Here is a 437-nt window from a genome sequence, read left to right on the forward strand (position 1 = left end):
CTGCTGGACGCCCACGGCGCACAAGAGGTCTAGATAGGATCGCGCCAAGGAATCCGGGCAGAATCAGCCCCTGCGCCCGAGGAACTGCGGTGAAGGAGAGAAGTGCTCCCCGAAACGGTTCTCCGAACAGACGACGTGGCACCGGACAGCAGATTCGACCTGTGGCGGGAAGCCATGACGGCGATGATGCCGCCGATGCACATCAGCAGCCAGCACTCTTCCGACTTCTGGGCCCATACACGTCTGTTGACCCTGGACGACGTGCTGCTCTGGCCGGTGGCCATGCAGGCGTCACGCTACCGCCGGACACCGGAACTGATCCGCCGGGGCGATCCCGGGTTCTACCACCTCACGCTCGTGCTGCCGGGAAGCGGACGGCTCAGGGTGGATCACCAGGGCCTGAGGCACTTCTCCCTGGTCAGTGACCTGTACATCCT

General features: G+C 64.1%; 1 pseudogene. It reads left to right on the forward strand.

Features of this window, described 5'->3' with window-relative positions:
- Nucleotides 1-102: 102 nt before the first annotated feature.
- Nucleotides 103-437: pseudogene (locus tag V2J85_RS40790) on the forward strand (AraC family transcriptional regulator); the annotation flags it as partial.

Origin of the sequence: Streptomyces bugieae, assembly GCF_036352915.1 — a bacterium.
Lineage (GTDB): Bacteria > Actinomycetota > Actinomycetes > Streptomycetales > Streptomycetaceae > Streptomyces > Streptomyces endophytica.